Annotated in this window: 15 protein-coding genes; 10 read left to right on the forward strand and 5 right to left on the reverse strand. The window is 62.8% G+C overall.

From position 1 onward, the window contains the following. The first annotated feature begins 1 nt into the window (after position 1). Positions 2 to 799, forward strand: a complete 798-nt coding sequence (locus FKZ61_RS19950) for a diacylglycerol/polyprenol kinase family protein (RefSeq protein ID WP_141611905.1) — start codon at positions 2 to 4, stop codon at positions 797 to 799. Between the two features lie 28 nt (positions 800 to 827). Further along, positions 828 to 1,838 (forward strand): GNAT family N-acetyltransferase, encoded by a 1,011-nt coding sequence (locus FKZ61_RS19955; RefSeq protein ID WP_141611906.1) that lies wholly within the window; start codon positions 828 to 830, stop codon positions 1,836 to 1,838. Positions 1,839 to 1,871: 33 nt separating this feature from the next. Here FKZ61_RS19955 and FKZ61_RS19960 read toward each other — a convergent pair whose 3' ends face one another. The 3 genes from FKZ61_RS19960 to FKZ61_RS19970 all read right to left on the reverse strand — a co-directional run bounded on the left by FKZ61_RS19960 (position 1,872) and on the right by FKZ61_RS19970 (position 5,236). Next, positions 1,872 to 2,747, reverse strand: a complete 876-nt coding sequence (locus FKZ61_RS19960) for a carbohydrate ABC transporter permease (protein WP_141611907.1) — start codon at positions 2,745 to 2,747, stop codon at positions 1,872 to 1,874. Between the two features lie 2 nt (positions 2,748 to 2,749). Continuing rightward, positions 2,750 to 3,712 carry a carbohydrate ABC transporter permease gene (locus FKZ61_RS19965; RefSeq protein WP_141611908.1) on the reverse strand — a complete coding sequence of 321 codons (963 nt, stop codon included), beginning with the start codon at positions 3,710 to 3,712 and terminating at the stop codon, positions 2,750 to 2,752. Between the two features lie 129 nt (positions 3,713 to 3,841). After that, positions 3,842 to 5,236: an ABC transporter substrate-binding protein gene (locus FKZ61_RS19970; protein ID WP_229964331.1), complete on the reverse strand. Its 1,395-nt coding sequence runs from the start codon at positions 5,234 to 5,236 to the stop codon at positions 3,842 to 3,844. 672 nt (positions 5,237 to 5,908) lie between these two features. On the opposite strand from FKZ61_RS19970, the gene FKZ61_RS19975 reads away from it, so the two are divergent. The 8 genes from FKZ61_RS19975 to FKZ61_RS20010 all read left to right on the forward strand — a co-directional run bounded on the left by FKZ61_RS19975 (position 5,909) and on the right by FKZ61_RS20010 (position 16,374). After that, entirely contained in the window at positions 5,909 to 6,967 is a 1,059-nt protein-coding gene (locus tag FKZ61_RS19975) for a LacI family DNA-binding transcriptional regulator (protein WP_141611910.1), read from the forward strand. Positions 6,968 to 7,088: 121 nt separating this feature from the next. Further along, the gene (locus FKZ61_RS19980) at positions 7,089 to 7,850 is read left to right on the forward strand and encodes an SDR family NAD(P)-dependent oxidoreductase (protein WP_141611911.1); all 762 of its coding nucleotides are present in this window, start codon (positions 7,089 to 7,091) and stop codon (positions 7,848 to 7,850) included. 134 nt (positions 7,851 to 7,984) lie between these two features. Beyond that, positions 7,985 to 9,139: a glycoside hydrolase family 88 protein gene (locus tag FKZ61_RS19985; protein WP_141611912.1), complete on the forward strand. Its 1,155-nt coding sequence runs from the start codon at positions 7,985 to 7,987 to the stop codon at positions 9,137 to 9,139. 15 nt (positions 9,140 to 9,154) lie between these two features. Further along, complete coding sequence (locus FKZ61_RS19990; protein WP_141611913.1) at positions 9,155 to 10,096, forward strand: carbohydrate ABC transporter permease; 942 nt, start codon at positions 9,155 to 9,157, stop codon at positions 10,094 to 10,096. Position 10,097: 1 nt separating this feature from the next. Next, the gene (locus FKZ61_RS19995) at positions 10,098 to 11,006 is read left to right on the forward strand and encodes a carbohydrate ABC transporter permease (RefSeq protein ID WP_141611914.1); all 909 of its coding nucleotides are present in this window, start codon (positions 10,098 to 10,100) and stop codon (positions 11,004 to 11,006) included. 288 nt (positions 11,007 to 11,294) lie between these two features. Then, the gene (locus tag FKZ61_RS20000; protein WP_170200064.1) at positions 11,295 to 12,656 is read left to right on the forward strand and encodes an extracellular solute-binding protein; all 1,362 of its coding nucleotides are present in this window, start codon (positions 11,295 to 11,297) and stop codon (positions 12,654 to 12,656) included. A 348-nt stretch (positions 12,657 to 13,004) separates the two neighbouring features. Further along, complete coding sequence (locus FKZ61_RS20005; RefSeq protein WP_170200066.1) at positions 13,005 to 15,338, forward strand: alginate lyase family protein; 2,334 nt, start codon at positions 13,005 to 13,007, stop codon at positions 15,336 to 15,338. A 64-nt stretch (positions 15,339 to 15,402) separates the two neighbouring features. Further along, on the forward strand, positions 15,403 to 16,374 hold the full coding sequence (locus tag FKZ61_RS20010) for an aldo/keto reductase (protein ID WP_141611917.1): 972 nt from the start codon (positions 15,403 to 15,405) through the stop codon (positions 16,372 to 16,374). Positions 16,375 to 16,383: 9 nt separating this feature from the next. Here the strand turns inward: FKZ61_RS20010 and FKZ61_RS20015 are convergent, their stop codons facing one another. Both FKZ61_RS20015 and FKZ61_RS20020 read right to left on the reverse strand, forming a co-directional pair. Then, a complete protein-coding gene (locus FKZ61_RS20015) occupies positions 16,384 to 17,367 on the reverse strand; it encodes a threonine ammonia-lyase (RefSeq protein ID WP_141611918.1) in 984 nt (327 codons plus the stop codon). Between the two features lie 207 nt (positions 17,368 to 17,574). Then, positions 17,575 to 17,787 carry a hypothetical protein gene (locus tag FKZ61_RS20020; protein WP_141611919.1) on the reverse strand — a complete coding sequence of 71 codons (213 nt, stop codon included), beginning with the start codon at positions 17,785 to 17,787 and terminating at the stop codon, positions 17,575 to 17,577. Positions 17,788 to 17,922 lie beyond the last annotated feature (135 nt).

Consider the following 17,922-nt stretch of genomic DNA (forward strand, 5'->3'; position numbering starts at 1 on the left):
GGTGATGACATCTGCGCAGGAAATGCTGGTCATCCTGGCCAAGATCCTCCTGACCCTGGGCGCGGTCCTGGGGTGGATGTGGGTGCTGGCGGGCTACCAACGGCGCCGGCAGCCCCATCCTGAATGGGTGCGCAAGGGGATGCATCTGGGGGGTGGCCTCATTGCCCTGGCCATGCCCTGGCTCTTCGACGAGCGCTGGCCGGTGATGGTGTTGGGGGTGCTGGCTGCGGCTGGGTTGGGCCTGGTGCGGAGCGTCCGGGTGCTGCGGGAGGGGCTGGGCAGCGTGACCGGCAGTGTGGCGCGCAAGACGTGGGGGGAGATCTGGTTTCCACTGGGGGCCGCGGCCACCTACGGGATCTCCGCCGGCGATCCCCTGGTCTACAGCATCGCCATCCTGATCCTCACCCTGGCCGACGCCGGCGCCGGGCTGGTGGGGACTTTCTACGGTACCCGACGTTATCGGGTGTTCCAGGGAGAAAAAAGTGTGGAAGGCTCTTTGACCTTTTTCTTGCTGGCGTTGCTGTGTGTCGACCTGCCCCTCTGGCTGGCGGGACCCATGGGCGGTGCATCGGTGCTGGCCGTGGCCCTGTCGGTGGCCTTGCTGGCGACCCTGCTGGATGCCGTGTCCTGGTGGGGGCTGGACAACCTGCTGATCCCCGTCTGTTCTTGCCTGCTGCTTCAGCACTTGTTGACGCCGGAGCCATCAGCCTGGGCGATGCTGTTGCCCGGACTCCTGGCCCTGCCGGTGCTGGCCCTGGTCCTCTGGCCCCGGCTGGCAGCCCGGGCGAGGATGGGATAGGACGCTTTTAGAGAGGACTGGCATTGCCATGAAGCTACAATGGACGACCCACACACCGCCGCCGGCCTTCTTCTCGCTGCCCGGCCCATCCGGCGCATCCCTGACGCCTGCCACGCCTTCGGTGCGGGAGGCCGATGCCCACGGGCTGGTGACGGACCGCCACGGCCAGGCCCTGGCCCGGGCCTCCCTCTGGTGGCGGCACGTGCCAGCCTATCCCGGCGAGCGGCTGGGGCTCATCGGCCACTATGCCGCCACCGACGACCAGGCGGCCGCGCATCTGCTGGCAGAGCTCTGCCGGAGGCTGGCCCAGGAGAGCTGTACCCTGGCCGTGGGGCCCCTGGATGGCAGCACCTTCCGCGCCTATCGGTTCGTGACCGAACGGGCGCCGGGGGGACAGGAGCGCCCCCCCTTCTTTCTGGAGCCCGATCAGCCCGATGCCTGGCCCCGCCAGTTTGTGGCGGCTGGCTTTGAGCCTCTGGCCCACTATTTTTCCGCCTGGGGAAAGCTGCCGCAATCGGATCCACGGCTGTCCGAGCTGGAGGAGCGGATGCGCGCCCACGGCATCACGGCCCGGCCGGTGGACCTGGCCCACTTCGCCGACGAGCTGCGACGCCTTTACCCGGTGGTGTTGCGCAGCTTTCAGCACAATTTTCTCTACACCCCCATCGGCGAGGCGGAGTTTCTGGCCCAGTATCACCCCCTGGCTTCCCACATCCTGCCGGAGCTGGCCCTGCTGGCCGAGCGCCAGGGCGACCTCATCGGTTTCCTCTTTGCGATTCCGGACCTGGCCCAGGCCCGGCGGGGGGAGGCGGTGGATACGGTGGTGATCAAGACGGTGGGCATCCTGCCAGAGTACAGCGGCCTGGGAGTGGGGAGCTGGCTGGTGGCCCGGTGCCAGCAGCAGGCCCGGGCCCTGGGGTTCCGCTACGTGATCCACGCGCTGATGCTGGAGGAGAGCCGTTCCCGCCGGATCAGCGGACGCTATGCCGCGCCCATGCGGCGCTACACCCTCTACGCGCGCCGCCTGCGGGATGGATGATGCCTTCCCGGTGGGTGGCTTTTTCCCCCTGCTCTACCCCTTCAACGCACCGGCCATCAGGCCTTCGATGAAGTAGCGCTGCATGGTGACGAAGATGATGATCACCGGCAGGGTGGCCAGGACCGCGCCGGCCAGCACCAGCCCATACTGGTCGCCGTAGGGACCGCGCAGGGTGGGCAGGGCCAGGTTGATGACGTACATGACCCGGTCGTTGATGACGATCAGGGGCCAGAGGAAGTCGTTCCAGGCGCCATTGAAGAAGATGATGCCCAGTACGGCAATGGCTGGCTTCAAGTTGGGCAGGGCAATGCGGAAGAAGATGCTCAGCTCGTTGGCGCCATCCATCCGGGCCGCTTCCATCAGCTCGGTGGGAAGCGCCAGGGAGTACTGGCGGGCCAGGAAGATGCCGAACGCGTTGGCCGCAAAGGGGACGATCATGACCCAGTAGGTGTTGAGCCAGCCCAGGCCCACCATCATCTTGTAGAGGGGCACCAGCAAAATCTCGAAGGGCAACGTGAGGCTGGCCAGGATGAAGATGAAGAGTTGTTGTTTGAGGGGGAACTCATATTTGGCGAAGGCAAAACCGGCCAGCATACACAGGAGTAGGGATAGCAACGTCCGCCCGCCGGCCACGATGAAGGTATTCAGGAACCAGCGGGTGAACAGGGTTTCGGTGAAGAGTTTGGTGTAATTATCGGGGAAGAAGGTCTCCGGCAGCAGCTTCACCGGAAAGGTAAAGATCTCGTACTGGGGCTTGAACGAAGCCGAGATCATGTAGAGAAAGGGCAACGCCGTCAGAAAGACTGCGCCCATCAGGATCAGATTGGTCAGGACGATGAAGAGCTGTCGGCGAAGCTTGGAAGTGGAGCGTGCGTGCTTGCGGGGTTGGGAGAGCGTTTGTACAGCCATCTCTAGTGATCCTCACGGAAGGCGCCGAAGAAGCGCAGGTTGATCAGGGCCAGGGTGACGACGATCAACACCAGCGTATAGCCGATGGCCGAGGCGTAGCCCAGGTTGAAGTAGGAGAAGCCGGTGTTGTAGAGGTACATCACCATGCTGATGGATTGATCCCGGGGGCCGCCGCCGGTCAACAGGTAGGGCTGGGTGAAGATCTGATACGAACCGTTGATGGCGGTGATGACCACGAAGAGGATCACCGGCCGCAGCAGGGGAATGGTGATGCGAAACAGGATGGTCCACGCGTTGGCCCCATCCATGGCCGCGGCCTCCTCCAGCTCCCGCGGAATGTTCTGCAGCCCGGCCAGGAAGTAGAGGGAATTGAGGCCGGTAAACTGCCAGATCAAGAGCAGGATGATGGAAAACTTGACCACCTTGGGATCCCGCAGCCAGCCGATCTTGGCCCCCTCGCCGAAGAGGCTGACCAGGTAGCTGTTGATCAGGCCCGAGTTGTAGTCGTAGAGGATGCCGAACATCAGGGCCACCACCACCCCGGAGGTCAACAGGGGCACGAAAAAGGCCAGGCGGTAGAAACTCTTCAAATTGAGCCAGGGGACCAGCCACGAGTGGACCACCACGGCCAGGATGAAGGCCAGGGGGATCTGCAGGAAGAGGCTGCCCAGGGCATAGACGGTGGAGTTGATGACCGACTGTTTGAAACGGGGATCGGCCAACAGGTTGATGTAGTTGCTCAGCCCCACAAATTCGGGCGTGCTGATGCCCTGTTGTTTGTGAAAGCTGATCCAGAAACTGTTGAGGACGGGGTAGGCCAGGAAGATGGCGAACAGGATGAAAAACGGCGCGATGTACAGGTAGGGGACGATCTTGATCTGATTCCGTTGCCACCAGTAGCCCAGCCCAGAGTATTGCTTGGCGGCCACATCGGCCTGGAGCGGACGACTTTGATTGACTGCCATGGGGCAAAGCTCTCCTTCACCGTAGAGTCGCCGGTATCGGGGCACCGGCCTGGAACCGGGATTCCCACCGGTGGCCGCGGCGGCGAACCGCGCTGGGGCCCGCCGCCACGGTATGCCAGTGGACTTCGGTTACATGGACTTGATACGCTGCAATTCCGTTTCCAGATCCGCAAACAGGGTGTCGTAGTCCTGGTTGTTGTCCTGCAGAACCGGGGTCAGGACAATGTTCTGGAAGGCGGTGTGGAACTCCGGCGCCCACGGTGACTGGTAGATGCGGGGCATGGCGTCGGCCAGCTTCAGGTAGAGCTCACCGATGACCTGGCCGCCGTAGTAGTCGTAGGGCTCGTTGAGGATGGGGTCGGTCAGCACCGGCTTGTAGGTGGGGATGATGCCCCGCTGCTGGGTATCCTCCAGCACCGCCCTGGTCAGGTGGGTGAACTCGATGATCATCCACGCCTCTTCCGGGTGCTGGGCCAGCTTCGGGATGCTGACGCTGGTGCCGCCGTGGGTGGCCGTGGGCAGGCCTTCGCCGATGCCGCCGGGCAGCTCCTGCAGGCGCCACTCTCCTTCCTGCCCCGGGCCGATTTTGTCATCCCGGCCCAGCTTGCCGTTGTGCCAGGGCGCGCCCATGGTGGTGGCAATCTGGTTCTGGCGGAAGGCTTCCCAGTAGATGGGGGGCGACCAGGTGGAGTCGCCGGTGACCGGCGCGATGGTGGCGAAGCCCAGGTCGTGGACCATGCTGCGCTGGTATTCCAGGATCTCCTTGCCCAGGTCGTTGAGGCCGCCGAAGTCGCCGTTTTCGTCGAACATCAGCCCACCGGCGGCGTAGAGCATGATCTGGAAGTCGCCGTCGTGGAGGTCGTGGAAGGAGATGATGTACATGTCCTTCTCACGCTTGAGGATCTCCCCGGCCACCTTGAGATCTTCCCAGGTTTTGAAGGGGGTTTCGATGCCCAGTTCGTCGAAGACCGCCTTGCGATAGGCCAGGGTGCAGGCGTTCATCTCGTTGCCGATGCCATAGATGGCCCCCTGCCACGACCAGTAGTCCACCGCCGAGCCCAGCACCAGGTCGTTGATCTTGTCGCCGATCAAGTCCGTAAGATCCACGAAGCAGATCTCCTGGCCCTTGAAGAAGGCGGCCATGCGCCCCTGTTCCACCCGCATGATGTCGGGCACGCCCACGCCGGAGGCACAGGCGGCCAGCATCTTGTCGTGGATCTCGTTGAAGGGCGCCACCACTTTGTTGAGGCTGATGTTGGGGTGCTCGTCGGTGAAGCCGTAGTTCTTCATGGCATCTTCCAGCCACTGGAGGCCCTGTTCCCAGTGGGCCCAGGCTTCCACCACCACTTGGGTATCGGCGGGCGGGGCGGCTGCCTCACTGCCGGTGGCCGCCTGCTGGGATTGGCCGCCGGGCGCCGAGGGCGCGCAGGCGCTCACCAGGGCAGCGCCGCCCACGGCCGCGCTGAGTTGCAAAAAGTGACGGCGGCTCATCTGACCACGTTTCGATTGTCCTGAAGTGAACATGCACCATTCCTCCTCAAAAATGGAAATAGAAAGGACATAGAGCAAACGCGAATCTTGGGGGGAGTCGCGTTCAGCCGCGTGATACGGGCCGGCGTGTCGGCCGCGAAGCGGGCGGTTACACTGCACCATGCACCCGCGCCCAGGCGAAGCGGGGGATCGGAAACGTTTTCGGCTGTCGTCAACAAAATTTATCGTCAAGAGTGAAAGGCTCTGGGGAGGCGATGTTTTTATGCGTTAGAGAGTTGAGCCTTTCGATCTCCGCAGGGTTCTGTTCCATGTACAGAGATGTGGGAATGGCGCCCACAATATACTGCGCGCCGGGTCTTTTGTCAAGGTGAGAAAAAAGCTCGCCCCGGCGACCGTGACGGCTCCCCGGCCGGCAAAGAGCTGGAAAAAATCTCAAAATTGGTGCTTGACAAATCTCCAACCGCGTGATATTGTAACGATACACTAAAACGTTACACTCAGCCCAACCGAAAACAGACCAGGGATCGCCGGCGCTTCTCCCCAGACAACGACGCTCTGCCCAAAATCACCTGGTGCAGCAGCTCGAGCATCTCGGGGAGGCTGCTGTGGCAGTTGACTTTTGTCGTGCAGATAAGTGTATCGTTTTACCTGGTTGGTTTTATCTTGATTTATCCCTGGTATTATTCGAATCACTGGACATCTGCCATGAGCAACAACGACAAGGTCACCATCGTTGATGTGGCTCGGCTGGCGAATGTTTCCGTCAGCACCGTTTCGAACCTGCTCAATGGACGCGATGAGCGGATGCGTCCCAGCACCCGAGATCGGATCCTGGCGGCCATCCGGGAACTGGGCTATACCCCCAACCAGGCGGCCCGGCAGCTGAAAACCGGGCAGGCCTCCATCCTGGGTCTGATCGTCCCATCGGTGGCGAACCCATTCTATGGCGTCTTCGCCCGGGAAGTGGAGAAAGCAGCCCTGGCCCTGGACTACCAGGTCCTCCTGGGCAACAGCGAGCGGGATCCAGAGCGGGAGCGGATCTACGCAGAGGCGTTGTGGAGCCAGGGGGTACGGGGCCTCATCTTCGGCTCGTCCCTGGTGGCTTTTACCCACCTCCACGACTTGATTCAGCGGGGCCTGCGGGTGATGGCCTTCGACCGCCCCGGACAGGCTGCGGACCAGGTGCCCATCGACTCCATCGGCGTGGATAATGTGCAGGCTGCCCGTCTGGCTACCAAGCATCTGCTTGCCCTGGGCCACCGCCGCATCGGCTTCCTCTCCGGCCCTATCCGCACGGTCAGCCGCATGGATCGGCTGGCGGGATATCGCAGCGCATTGGAGGAAGCCGGCATCCCCTACGATCCCCAGCTGGTCTGGCAGGGGGCGGAACCGGACAACTTCGGCGATTCCGAGGCCGTGGAGCTGGGCCGGCAGGGTGCCCACGCCCTTCTCAGTCTGACGGATCCGCCCACCGCCCTGGTCACTGTGAACGACATGTATGCCTTTGGCGCCTATGCCGGCGCTCGGGACCTGGGGCGCCACATTCCGGAGGATCTTTCCGTGGTGGGCTTTGATGACATCATGCTCTGCCAGGTGGTTGAACCGCCCTTGACCACCATCCGCCAGCCGGTGGCCGAGATCGCCCGCATGGCGGTCCAGCGTCTGGTGGGGCGCCTCCAGAACGAGGTCGATGAAGAGCCGGGCCATATCACATTGCCCTCCCAACTTGTGGTGCGGGCATCCACGGCCCCCCCAGTCAGCTAACTGTTGCCGGCTGGATGACCGCCGAGGGGCGCCGGGCCGCATCCGTGTTGTCCGGTATGGGCGGGAGACGAACCGCGAAAGACCAGCGATTAAAGATTGAGACGAAAGGAAAGGTTTGACCATGCAACTGGACCTATCGGGGAAAAATGCCCTGGTCACAGGTGGTAACATCGGCATCGGTGCTGGCATTTCGGAGGCCCTGGCCAGCTGTGGCGCGGCGGTTGCCCTGACCTACTTCTCCCATCAAGAGGCGGCCATGGAGACGGTGGCGCGCATTGAGCGAGCGGGTGGGCGCGCCTTCGCCTTCCAGTTGGACGCCACAGACAGTGCCCAGGTAAACGCGGTGGTGAACCAGGCGGCAGAGGCGTTGGGCGGGGGAATTCACATCCTGATCAACAATGCCGGCCACCTGGTGGGGCGGGTCTCTGTGGCGGAGATGGATGACGCCCACTGGCACAAGGTGTTGGATGTCAATCTCTCCAGCGCGTTCTACGTCACCCGGGCCACCCTCCCCTTCATGCCCAATGGGGGGCGCATCGTGAACATGTCTTCCCTGGCGGCCCGCAATGGGGGCGGCAACGGAGCGGTTCCCTACGCGGCCGCGAAGGCGGCTATCCTCGGCTTCACCCGGGGGTTGGCCAAGGAATTGGCCCCCCGCAACATCACTGTCAACGCGCTGGCCCCGGGCTTCATCGTGGATACCCCCTTCCACGAGACCTTCACCGGGGTGGAGAAGTATGACAGCATCGTGGCTGGCATTCCCCTCAAGCGTGCAGGCACCCCCCAGGACGTGGCCGGCGCGGTGCTCTACTACGTCTCCGAGCTGGGTTCCTGGATCACCGGGCAGGTGGCGGAGATCAACGGCGGGGCCTGGTTCGTCTAGTCCGTCCCGGCGGAAATCCACCAGGGCTTCCCTGGGAGCAAGCCATCAGATTTCCGCCATGTTACATGGTGTAGAGGCCTGTAAGCGAGGTTGTTTGTCTCGAGGTTGAAAGTAGACGGTTGAAAGGGGCAGTGATGGCGTACCAGTGGCAAGAGGCAATTGACTATAGCATCACGATCATCGCCCACAACATGGAGACCCTGGAGGATTTCCCCGAATCCTGTGATGGCCCAACCTGGAATCTGGTTCAGCGGGAGCGGGGCGCACCCAGTCACTGGGTGGATGGCTTCTGGACAGGGCTCCTCTGGCTGGCCTATGGCCATACCGGGGAAGACCGCTTTGAGCAGGCAGCCCGTGACTGGACAGCGCGCCTGGCCTGGCTCAAGGAGAGCGTGGCCACCCACGACTTGGGCTTCATCTTTTACCTCTCCCACGTGTTGGGAGGACGGCTGACCGGGGATGAGGGGCTCTACGAGAACGCGGTGGAAGCCGCCGCCACCCTGATTCGCCGTTTCAACCCCCGGGGGGAATATCTGCAGGCCTGGGGCACACCGGATGGTCGACCCACAGACCGGGGGCGGATCAACATCGACGTGATGATGAACCTGGAGCTGCTTTACTGGGCCAGCGAATACACCGGCGATGCCCGTTTTGCCAACGTGGCCACCCAGCATGCCCGCACCACCCGACTGGCCCTGATGCGTCCCGACGGCTCCACCGCCCAGGTGGGCGATTTCAACCCGGATACGGGCGTCTGGTTGCGGCGGGAGACCTACCAGGGCTTCTGTCACGACACCTGTTGGTCCCGGGGACAGGCATGGGGGCTGTACGGCTTTACCACCTGCTACCGCCATACGGGCATCGAGTCCTTCCTGTGGACGGCCCGGGCCATGGCCGAATACACCCTGCAAAACCTGCCTGAGGACCTGGTCCCCTTCTGGGATTACGGCTGTCCAGACATTCCCCACACCTATCGGGACTCATCGGCGGCTGCGGCGACCGCCTGTGGCCTTTTGGACCTGGCCGCCTGTGAGCCTGATCCGGACCTGGCTGCCCGATGGCGCGATTGGGCCCAACGGATCACCGACTCCTTGTGGCGCAACTATTCGACCCGGGGAACTCATATACCCGCCTTGTTGCTCCATGGCTCCCGCTCCGTTCCCCACGGTTTCATGGATCACGCCCTCATTTACGGGGATTATTACTTTTTCGAAGCGCTGACCAAGCTCACTCGTGCCGACATCGCTGAGCGCGCCTTTCCGGAGCCAGCTCGTCTGGCTGTTGTATAGCTGAAGGAGGATTCTATGACGGCAACGGCTGCCCCCAGACGCTCCCAATTTAAGTTGAGCACCTTTCGACAGGAGGCGCTGTACGGCTATCTCTTCATCTCTCCCTGGGTGATCGGCTTCACCATCTTTGCCCTGGGGCCTCTGCTCGCCTTGATCTACCTGAGCTTCACCCGGTGGGATCTGGTGGGGAGTCCCAGCTGGGTGGGCTTGCGCAACTACTCCCGTCTCATGTCCGACGAGCTCTTTTGGCAGGCCATGAAGGTGACCGTGGTGTATGGCCTGGGACGGGTGCCCCTGGGGATCATTGTCGCCCTGGGCGCGGCGCTGCTCCTCAACCAGAAGGTGAAGTTTGTGGGCCTGTGGCGGGTGATCTACTACATGCCGGTGGTGCTGCCGCCGGTGGCGGTCTCCCTGGTGTGGATGTGGATCTACAACCCCCGCTACGGGGTGCTCAACGGTTTCATCCGCCAGGTGTTGGGCCAGGAAGGGCCGCGGTGGCTCGATGATCCGATGCTGGTGCTGCCATCGCTCATGGTGATGGCCATCTGGGTGGCGGCCGGGCGTAACATGATCATCTATCTGTCGGGTCTGCAGGGTATCTCCCAGGACCTCTACGATGCGAGTTCCATCGACGGGGCAGATTCCTGGCGACAATTCTGGCAGATCACCCTGCCCCTGTTGACGCCCATCATTTTCTTCAACCTGATCACCGGCATGATCGATACGTTCAAGCTGTTCACCCAGGCCTATGTCATGACCCAGGGCGGGCCGCGCAACGCCTCCCTGTTCATCACCTACTACCTCTATCAGAAAGCGTTTCAGCAATTTCAGATGGGCTACGCTTCGGCTTTGGCCCTGGTCCTGTTCGTCGTCATCATGGTCTTGACTGTCGTGGTCTTCCGCTGGTCTCGGGCCTGGGTGTACTACGAGAGTGAAGTCGTGGGCGGAGGTAACTAAAATGGCAGATTCCAGCACAACCATCAGCCAGACACCGGCGGCGCAGGTGAGCTATGTAAGCGCCCGGCATCCGGGGTTTAAGTACATCATCACCCGTGCCTTGATCTATCTGATTCTGATTTCGGGGGCCCTGTTTATCTTCATCCCGTTGGCCTGGACGCTCAGCACCTCGTTGAAGACCGAGGCCCAGACGCTGGCCTATCCACCTACCTGGATCCCCAACCCGATCCAGTGGCGCAACTATCCGGACGCGTTGACGGCCCGGCCCTTCGACCGTTACTACATGAACACCTTCATCATCACCATTTTGAGCGTGATCGGCCAGGTGCTCAGCTCGTCCCTGGTGGCCTACGGCTTTGCCCGTTTTCGCTTCCCCGGGCGGAACCTGCTCTTCATGGTGGTGCTGAGCACGCTGATGATCCCCTTTCACCTGTTGATCATCCCCCGGTTCATCCTGTTCCGGTACCTGGGATGGCTGGATACGTTGCTGCCTTTGATTGTGCCCAACTTCTTCGGCGGCGCGTTTTCCATCTTTCTCATGCGCCAATACTTCCAGACCATTCCGCTGGAGCTGGACGAGGCCGCCAAGATTGACGGCGCGAATCCCTGGCAGACCTTCTGGCAGATTTTGCTGCCCCTGGCCAAACCAGCCCTGGGAGCGGTAGCCGTCTTCGAGTTCATGGAGGCGTGGCAGGACTTCCTGGGGCCCTTGATCTACCTCAGCTCCGACCGGAACTACACCGTCTCCGTCGGTCTGGCGGCATTCCGCAACGACTACTTCACGGCCTGGCATCTCTACATGGCTGCCGCCGCGGTGGCCATGGTGGTGCCCCTGATCGTCTTCTTCCTGGCCCAGCGTTACTTCATCAGTGGCGTCGCGTTGACGGGCTCCGGTGGCTCAAAAGGTTAACTTCCGGCCCCACGGATGGACCTGGCACGTACAGTGCCAGGTTGGGGGAACGGCAGCCTTCCAGGCGCAGCGGATTCGCTGCAGAATGCCGTTCCCGTCCATCCACCCGGTAGCCCGTTGCCGAACTGGGGTGTGCGTTTCACGTGATGTTGGCGAAATGGGTACAGTGCAGGAGGTACAACAGGACAACAGGAGGTGTTGCATCGACAGAGCATGAACAGCCCAATGGACAGCATAAAGCTGGATCGGATTCTACGAAAGTCTTTCTTGTCAGTTACAGGAGGAAACATGATGAAATTGCCCAAATTGATGTTTTTGACCGCGCTGCTGGTCGCGCTGGTCGCATTCACAGGCTGTGGCGCCCCCGCAGCGGCCCCGTCTACCGGTGAACAGAGTGGGGACAGTGCTGCCCAGGCACCCGCGGATGAACAGGCGACCATCAAGTGGTTCCTGCGCTGGGACCAAAATCGGGTGGACAATGTGGCGAAGCCCCTGATCGAACGCTTCCAGGAGGAACATCCCAACGTCACCGTCGAACTGGAGAACATCGGTAGCAGCGCTGACTACTACACCAAGCTGCAGACCACAGTCGCCGGCGGCACGGCCCCAGATGTCTTCTACCCGGCCACCCACATCGCCTACGCCCTGGCCAGCAAGGGCGCCATCCTCCCCATCGATGACTACATCGCCCGGGACAACATTGACCTTTCCCAGTACGAACCGGCCGTTTTGGATCTCTACACCATCGACGGCAAGGTCTACTGCCTCCCCCTGGATCGCGCCGCCCTGGTGGTCTTCTACAACAAGAAGATGTTTGACGAGGCCGGCGTCGCTTATCCCCAGGAGGGTTGGACCTGGGATGACTTCCTGGCTACAGCCCAGGCCTTGACCAAGGATTTCGACGGCGACGGCCAGATCGATCAATTCGGCGTGGATCAGTTCCGGGATTACTGGCCCATGGTCGTCTGGAGCAACACCGGCCATGGCCTGTTCGACGACATCCGCCATCCCACCAAGTTCCTGGGCAATGAGCCCGAAGTGATCAACTCCATCCAGTGGGTGGCCGACCTGATGCTGAAGTACCAGGTTATGCCCACGGACGAGCAGCGGGCCGACATCAGCGACCTGTTCGCGGCACAGAAGGCCGCCATGCAGGTGGTGGGCCACTGGCGGATTCCCCTCTACCTGGGCACTGAAGGCCTGGAATTCGACTTCGCGCCCCTGCCTATCGGCAAATTTGGCGAGCCGGTCAACCGGGCCGATGGCAGCTGCTTCGCCATCTCCGCCCAGACCAAGTACCCGGATATCGCCTGGGAGTTCGTCAAATTCCTGGCCGCTCCGGGCGCGGAGGGCGTCAACATGCTGCTCAACCTCAACGTCATGACCCCGGCCCTGGAGGAATTCCAGCAGGATGAGCGCTTCCTCAACCCGGAAAGCCTGCCCGGCTCCAACAAGGCCGCCTTCCTGGCCGGCAAGGAACACCTCTTCACCATGTACGATCCCATCCATCCCATGTACGCCGCCTTCGATGCGGCCTGGAAGCAGGAGTTGGGTGAGGTCTGGATTGGCGCTGCCACCGCCGAAGAAGCCATGGCCCGCCTCTCCCAGCAGGTTGAAGAGATGTTGGCCAACCTCCAGGACTACGAATAGCCCGGAGGATTGCATCGGTATTTTCGGGCAGGGCATATCGGCCGATATGCCCTGCCCGAAATCTTGGTTTTTCTGGCCGCTTTCATACCCCAGCAACTTGATCCGGATCGCACAGATGTATCACCGTAGCTTTCCCTTCCAGATGTTGTTGCTTCTCCCGAGGCTGACGGACGGGATGTCTTCAGTCGGCAAGGGCTTCCGGTGTGATGGCTGTTTCACCAACATGGAGTATCATGGCCGCGCGGGCCTCCTCTGGCTGGGGCCATGAGCCTAGCTTCTCCACGGCCCTGTGCTTCCATGCCAGGCAGCAGACCATCGCCCACCGCTACTGATCGACCGGAGGAACCCGTGCATCCCAATCTATTCCTCAGCCAGGCAGAGATCGCCGAGATTCGGCGGAAGATGGAACAATACCCCTGGGCCCAAGAAGCCTACCGTCTTCTGAAAGCCAATGCAGATGCCTGGGCGGCGCGGACGGAGATCGCCGTGCCTGAAACCGGCGGCGGCTTCTACCACGCGGCCGATGCCACCGCCTATCGAATCACCGAGGCCCATTACCGTCACGCAGATGCCGCCCGCGACCTGGGCCTGATGTTCCAGCTCACAGGGGATGGCCGATACGTGCGCAACGCCAGGGCCATCCTGTTGGATTACGCCGACAAATACCTGACCTATGAGATCCACGACAAGGAAGGGCGCACCGGTGATCGGGCGGAGGCCGGTGGCCGGGCAACGCCCCAGGGAATCAACGAAGCCACCTGGGTCATCTCCCTGGCATGGGCCTACGATCTCCTGTACAACGAGTTGGCTCCTGCCGAGCGTGCGGCCATCGAAACCCGGGTGCTGCGACCGGCCGCCGAGATCATCATGGACAACAACGAGGGGCGCCACAACCACCAGACCTGGTACAACGCGGGCGTAGGCGTGATCGGGTTCGCCCTGGACGACCCGGCGCTGATCTGGTATGCCCTGGACAAGCCGGACAGCGGCCTGCGCTTCCAGATGCAGGCGAGCATCACCCCGGAAGGGATGTGGTACGAGGGCTCCATGCACTATCAGTTCTACGTCTTGAAGGCCCTCTTCCCCCTTCTGGAGGCCGCCTACCACGCCGGCATCGACCTCTACCAGCAGGAGCCGGCCTACAAGCGCCTCTTTGACTTCATGCTCGACTACGCAGACGCAGACCTGCGCCTGCCCACCTTCAACGACGGCCGGGTCGCGGTGTTGTCGGATCCCGACCGGGCGCCTTTCTATGAGGTGGCGTACCGTCGCCTGGGCGATCCCCGTTACGCGACCGTGCTGCGGAGCTACCCCCGCACCGATCTGCTCGCCCTCCTCTACGGGGTGGCGGAGGTGCCCCAGGTGGCCCCGTTGCCCTGGCGCAGTCGATATTTCCAGGGCGCGAACCTGGCGGTCCTGCGTTCCGACGCCGGGCAGAAAAACTTACAGGCCGTGTTGAACACCCTGGGCTACCAGGGTGGCCATAGCCATCCAGATCAACTGGGCCTGGTCTTTCATGGTCTGGGCACGGTGCTGGCACCGGACGCCGGCTCCATCAAATATCGCATGCCGGCCCATGTGGCCTACTTCAAGCAGTCCATCGCCCACAACCTTCTGGTGGTGGACGGCCAATCCCAGGCGCGTACGCCGCCACCAGCCGTGCAGGCCTTCGCCGGCGGCCATCATCTCCAACTGGTGCGGGCCACCACCACCGACGCCTACCCAGGGGTGAACCTGGTGCGTACCCTCCTCCTGACGGATGACTACCTGGTGGACATTTTCCAGGCAGAGAGCGCTGCCGAACATACCTACGACTGGGTGTACCGGAACCGGGGGGAGTTCACGACTGACGCCCTGGATTTTCAACCCACAGGGGACGCCCCAGGTACAGGCCATGGCTACGAGTATCTACAGCACATCCGCGCGGCTGAACCCTGGTCGGGCGGCATCTGGCATGGGACCTGGCAGCTCGACCCCAATTGCCACGTGCGGGCGACCTTGTTGGGCGCCGCCGGTGACCGCTACTTCCTGGCCGACAGCCTGATCGCAGCGGACCAGGACGATGAGATCGCCGACTACACGTTGCCCGTGCTCATCGCCCGTCGGCGGACCCGTGCCACCCGCTTTGTCGCCCTGCTGGAACCCTACCAGTCGCAGCCCCAGGTCCACGGAATCCAGCCCCTGGCCCTCTACGATGGCGACGACCGGCCCCTGGCCTTGGAAGATGGCGTGGCCCTGGAACTCCAGCGAGGAAAGGCCCGGGAGCTGCTCATCCTGGACGACACAGATCGGGTCAAACGGGCCGAGGCCCTGGCTTCTGACGCCCGGCAGATCTGGGCCCGCTTCGAAGGGGGCCAGCTACGCGCCCTGTTCTTGGGGATGGGCAGCGAGGCCAGCGGGGCCAACTGGCGTCTCCGCCTGGAGAGCCTGGCCGCCGTTCCCGACATCCAGGATGTCGCTCTGCTGCTGGAACTTACCCAAGACAACCGAGCCCAACTGCAGAATTGCAGCTTCCGGCCCCTTGACGTTGAGCTGGAAGGGCTGCTGTCCGGTTCGCTGGAGATCTGGCAACTGGACCAGGAGGGTCAACGGCACCAGGCCGTGCAACCCAGCCAGACCGCCGCGGGTTTCGCCCGCTTTGTGATGGCCCCCCAAACCGTTTATGAAGTCGTTGGAACATGAAGTCATCCACAACGGATACCACCGCGATTGAGATCACAGCGATGAAGAAGGAGCAAAAGAACTGATGCAATACGTACCTTTGGGCAATACCGGCGAGACCGTCTCCCAGATGTGCCTGGGCACCATGATGTTCGGCGACCGCTGCGACGAGGCCGAATCGGATCGCATTCTGGCCACGGCCATGGACGCCGGCGTCAACTTCGTGGACACGGCCTGGTCTTACATGGAGGGGCGCACGGAGGAGATCCTGGGGCGCATCCTCAAAGGGCGGCGGGATAAGCTTTTCGTCGTCACCAAAGTGACCAAAAGCACCGACGGCGCCTGGATCCGCCAGAGCATCGACGAGAGCCTGGCGCGCCTGCAGCTAGACTATGTGGACCTCTACCTGATTCACTGGCCGCGCCCCCACATGCGCCCGGTCGAGATGATGGAAGCCTTGAACGACGTGGTCAAAGCAGGCAAGGCCCGGTATGTGGGCTGCTCTAACTTTCCGGCCTGGCTGCTGGCCCACTGCAACGCCATCGCCCAGCGGGAAGGGTGGGCGCCCCTGGTCTGCAACCAGGTGCCCTACAATCTGATCGAACGGGGAATCGAGGTGGAGGTGTTGCCCCAGGCCGTGGCGGAGAAAATCGCCATCACCACCTATCGCCCACTGCTCATGGGCGTGTTGGCGGGCAAATATGGCGCTGGCGAAACCATTCCCGAGGATTCTCGGGGCGCCACCGATCCCCGGGTGCCGGCCTGGCTGGAGAAGTTCGGTGCGGGGCTGGTGCGTTTCAACCAGTTCGCTGCAGAGCGGGGGCTGCATCCTGCCCAACTGGCCATCGCCTGGGTACGACATACGCCCGGCGTCACCGCGCCCATCGTGGGGGTCAGCTCCCAGCGACAACTCCAGTCCAGCCTGGGCGCCTTCGACGTGGAGCTGACTGAGGAGGAGTACAAGCAGCTGGCGGATATGTTCGATGCAGCCGTCAAAGAAGAGAGCGGCGGCAGCTATCCCAGCCTGCGCCGCTCTTTTGAACTGGTCACAAACTGACTGCCGGCGCTATGATCCATCCAGCGCCTGGCGCAGTTCATCCGGCGAGATGTTGCCCCCGCTGAGGATGAGCCCGACACGGCGGCCCTGGAGCTGTTCCCGCAGCCGCAGGGCCGCCGCCAGCGGGGCCGCGCCCGCCGGTTCGGCCAGCGTCTTGGCTTTCTCCAGGTAGAGGCGGATGGCCACCAGCAGCTCCTGGTCATCCACCAACACGAAGTCGTCCAGGTGTTGCCACAGGATCTGCTGGGGGAGCATGAAGGGCTCGCCGGTGGCCAGGCCGCCGGCAAAGGTCTCGATGGGGGCGGTGCGCCAGGTCCGCTCCTTCCAGGTGAGATAGGCTGCCGGTGCGCCCCTGGCCTGGACACCGATGACCCGAATGTTGGGGTCAACGGCCTTGGCCACCAGCGCGGCGCCGGCCGCGCCACTGCCGCCACCCACCGGCACCAAAATGACCTCCAGATCCGGCTGGGCCTCCAGCATCTCCAGGGCGTGGGTGCCCACGCCGGCGATGAGCAGGGGTTCGTCGCCCGAGGAGATGAAGCGCAGGCCCTCTTCGGCCTCCAGGGTCGCGCAGTGGCGTTTGCTGGCCTCGAAGTCCGCGCCGTGGAAGACCACTTCCGCGCCGTAGCTGCGCATGGCTTCCACCTTCACCGGGTTGGCCCCCTCCGGCACCACGATGACAGCCCGGATGCCGAAGAGCTGGGCGGCGTAGGCGATGGACTGGCCATGGTTGCCAGTGGAGGCGGTGACGACGCCCCGCTGGCGGCTGGCTTCATCCAGGTGGGCCATGAAGTTGATACCACCCCGGATCTTGAACGCGCCAATGGGCTGGTAGTTTTCGTGTTTGACGTAGACGCTCGCCCCCAGCAGGCGGTCCAGGGATGGGTAGCGATGGAGGGGTGTGGGCGGGAGGTAGCGCCGAATGACCTGGCGGGCCCGCAGGATATCCTGAAATGTAGGGGGAGAGGGCAAGGGCGGGGATGATGGCTGCATGGGCAACTGACTCCGTGGCTGGGCTGATGGTCGATGGCGATTGGCTGGCCTACTGCCCCACGTCAGCCACCAGGGGCAGGGCAGGGCCTGCGCGCCCTGGAGCTGCGGAAGGTCGCCAGGCAGCTCAATCTGTCTCCGATTCTATCCCCTTGCCCCGGAATTGGCAATTTGCTGTGCCCGGCATGGGAGGCCGGCGGCCGGGCCTGCTTACTCCCGTCCCTGTTGTTCCTGGGTGAAGTAGCGGTTGAGGCGGACCTCCCGCAGGGTGCGCAGGATGATGCCCGTGATCCACCAGGCCGTCAGGCCCATCATCAGGCCCGAGGTGCCGCCCAACAGCAGGCCGTGGGGACCGCCGGCCAGGACACCGCTGACGGAGCCCGAGAGGGCCCCCATGAGCGCCAGAAAGAGCAGTTGTTGCATGGTCAATCCTCCCCTGAGTCCCAAAGCCTCTCTTCCGGTGCGAGGCAAATCGGTCGAGAGCCAACGGGTTGTGGTACATGCCGGTGATTTCCAGCATGCAGGCGGTTTCATCTAGGATACGCCGCGGGGACCGGG

It is taken from the genome of Litorilinea aerophila (assembly GCF_006569185.2).
Taxonomy (GTDB): domain Bacteria; phylum Chloroflexota; class Anaerolineae; order Caldilineales; family Caldilineaceae; genus Litorilinea; species Litorilinea aerophila.

Coding starts and splice junctions, on each gene's coding strand:
- FKZ61_RS19970 (WP_229964331.1), bottom strand. CDS start 5,236: ATGTTCACTTCAGGACAATCGAAACGTGGTCAGATGAGCCGCCGTCAC.
- FKZ61_RS19990 (WP_141611913.1), top strand. CDS start 9,155: ATGACGGCAACGGCTGCCCCCAGACGCTCCCAATTTAAGTTGAGCACC.
- FKZ61_RS19980 (WP_141611911.1), top strand. CDS start 7,089: ATGCAACTGGACCTATCGGGGAAAAATGCCCTGGTCACAGGTGGTAAC.
- FKZ61_RS19960 (WP_141611907.1), bottom strand. CDS start 2,747: ATGGCTGTACAAACGCTCTCCCAACCCCGCAAGCACGCACGCTCCACT.
- FKZ61_RS20015 (WP_141611918.1), bottom strand. CDS start 17,367: ATGCAGCCATCATCCCCGCCCTTGCCCTCTCCCCCTACATTTCAGGAT.
- FKZ61_RS19975 (WP_141611910.1), top strand. CDS start 5,909: ATGAGCAACAACGACAAGGTCACCATCGTTGATGTGGCTCGGCTGGCG.
- FKZ61_RS20010 (WP_141611917.1), top strand. CDS start 15,403: ATGCAATACGTACCTTTGGGCAATACCGGCGAGACCGTCTCCCAGATG.
- FKZ61_RS19955 (WP_141611906.1), top strand. CDS start 828: ATGAAGCTACAATGGACGACCCACACACCGCCGCCGGCCTTCTTCTCG.
- FKZ61_RS20000 (WP_170200064.1), top strand. CDS start 11,295: ATGATGAAATTGCCCAAATTGATGTTTTTGACCGCGCTGCTGGTCGCG.
- FKZ61_RS19965 (WP_141611908.1), bottom strand. CDS start 3,712: ATGGCAGTCAATCAAAGTCGTCCGCTCCAGGCCGATGTGGCCGCCAAG.
- FKZ61_RS20020 (WP_141611919.1), bottom strand. CDS start 17,787: ATGCAACAACTGCTCTTTCTGGCGCTCATGGGGGCCCTCTCGGGCTCC.
- FKZ61_RS19995 (WP_141611914.1), top strand. CDS start 10,098: ATGGCAGATTCCAGCACAACCATCAGCCAGACACCGGCGGCGCAGGTG.
- FKZ61_RS19985 (WP_141611912.1), top strand. CDS start 7,985: ATGGCGTACCAGTGGCAAGAGGCAATTGACTATAGCATCACGATCATC.